The following is a 2,213-nucleotide window of genomic DNA, read 5'->3' on the forward strand; positions in this document are numbered from 1 at the left end:
GGACCGCCATCGTGATGTCGCCATGGCCGCTGATGAAGACGATCGGGATTCGCGCGCCGATCGCGACCAGGCGCTGCTGCAGCGCGAGCCCGCTCATGCGCGCCATGCGCACATCGAGCACGAGGCAGCCGGGCCGCGACGGATCGAAGGATTCGAGGAACTCCGGCGCCGAACTGTGAACCTCGGTGGCGAGGCCGATCGAGTTCACCAGTTCGCGCACCGAGTCGCGATAGGCTTCGTCGTCATCGATGATGAATACGGTGGGTTCGGTCATGGTCTATCGGAGACTTGGAAGCGTGGAGCTCAACGAGGCTCCGCCGCCGGGATTGTATGAGGCCCAGAGCGAGCTCGTGCGCTTCCTGTCGCCGATCGACATGGCACCGGACACTTTCCGAGCGTGACGCTCTGCTCTGAGCTGAGCCACGTACGTGGCACTGCGTGGCCACCAGGATTGCCCCGGGCCATGGCGGCATTTCAGAATGCCTGCAGAGCCCGTGGCCCCCACGCGGTGCCACGGGCCCCAAGTCATGGATCTCATCGTCAACGCCTTCGTCCGTACCTGGACGGACATCACCAGCGGCAGGCATGCGCCGCTGTCATTTCGCTTCGTCGTTCAGCCGTTGATGGCGGCCTTCCTCGCGTTCCGGGCCGGCCGGCAGGATGCGCGCGACGGGCGTCCGCTCTACTTCTGGGCCCTGGCGACCGATTCGGCGCAGCGCAGGGCCCTGCTGAAGGAAGGCTGGCAGCACGTGGGCAAGGTGTTCGTGCTGGCGATCGTCATCGATGCGATCTACCAGTTCATCGTGCAGCGCTGGGTGTATCCGGTCGAGACCATCATGGTGGCCGCCATTCTGGCGGTCATTCCATATCTCGTCGTTCGCAGCCTGATCAACCACGTACTGCGCTGGAAGATTCGCAAATGACGGAAAGCCACGTACGTGCTCGTGCGTGGTCACCGGGATAGGCGGGCAGGTTCGACAGACATAGCATCGCCCCGGGCTCAGGGTGCTGCGATCACCGTATGCAGATCACTGAGTATTACCAGGGTGACCCGAGGTGGCCTGGCACCTCAACCATGTCGAGGAACAACCATGACGACGAAGAAGCCCAACATCCTGATTCTCTGGGGCGATGACGTGGGTTGGTGGAACATCAGCTACAACAGCCGTGGGCAGATGGGCTATCGGACGCCGAACATCGATCGGGTCGCGAACGAGGGCGTTGCCTTTACCGACTACTACGCCCAGCAAAGCTGCACGGCCGGCCGGGCGGCGTTCATCACGGGACAGAACCCGATCCGCACCGGGCTGACCAAGGTTGGCATGCCCGGGGCGTCGGTGGGGTTGCACGCAGAAGACCCGACCATCGCCGAGATGCTGAAGCCGCATGGCTACACCTGCGGCCAGTTCGGCAAGAACCATCTGGGCGACAAGGACGAGTACCTGCCCACGATGCATGGTTTCGACGAGTTCTTCGGCAATCTCTACCACCTCAACGCCGAAGAAGAGCCCGAGGATCCGGACTATCCGAAGGATCCCGCGTTCAAGAAGCGTTTCGGCCCGCGCGGCGTGCTGCATTGCCTGGCCGATGGCAAGGGCGGACAAACCATTGAGAACACAGGCCCGCTGACGAAGAAGCGGATGGAGACGATCGACGACGAAACGACCGGGAAGGCGCTCGATTTCATCGACAAGTGCCATGCCGACCAGAAGCCCTTCTTCCTCTGGTACAACACGACGGCGATGCATTTCAGGACGCATTGCGCGGAAAAGCACAAGGGCAAGAGCGGGCAGGGCGACTACAACGACGTGATGGTCGCGCACGACGAGCACATCGGGCAGATGCTCGACAAGCTCGACGAACTGGGCATCACTGAAGACACGATCGTGATGTACTCCACCGACAACGGCCCGCACTACAACAGTTGGCCCGACGCCGGCATCACGCCCTACAGGGCCGAGAAGAACACCAACTGGGAAGGCGGCTGGCGCGTGCCGTGCTTCGTGCGCTGGCCCGGCAGGTTCAAGGCCGGCACGGTCATCAACGGCATCGTGTCGCACCAGGACTGGCTGCCGACGCTGCTGGCTGCGGCCGGCGAAGACGATGTCAAGGAGAAGCTGCTCGAAGGCTGCAAGGTCGGCGAGAAGAGCTTCAAGGTGCACATCGACGGCTACAACATGCTGCCGTACCTGAGCGGCCAGGTGCAGGAGAGC

General features: G+C 62.8%; 3 protein-coding genes. 2 read left to right on the forward strand and 1 reads right to left on the reverse strand.

What is annotated here, in order from left to right; all coding sequences use genetic code 11:
* Nucleotides 1-274, reverse strand: a 274-nt coding sequence (locus tag AC1DYK_RS35305) for a response regulator transcription factor (protein ID WP_478170508.1), incomplete at its 3' end; no start/stop codon positions are given.
* A 253-nt stretch (nucleotides 275-527) separates the two neighbouring features.
* Between AC1DYK_RS35305 and AC1DYK_RS35310 the strand changes: the two genes are divergently transcribed.
* Together AC1DYK_RS35310 and AC1DYK_RS35315 are read left to right on the forward strand one after the other, a co-directional pair.
* A complete protein-coding gene (locus AC1DYK_RS35310; RefSeq protein WP_478170509.1) occupies nucleotides 528-923 on the forward strand; it encodes a hypothetical protein in 396 nt (131 codons plus the stop codon).
* 168 nt (nucleotides 924-1,091) lie between these two features.
* A partial coding sequence (locus AC1DYK_RS35315; protein WP_478170510.1) for an arylsulfatase occupies nucleotides 1,092-2,213 on the forward strand: 1,122 nt, incomplete at its 3' end.

This window comes from Variovorax sp. P2_H12, from assembly GCF_056403395.1.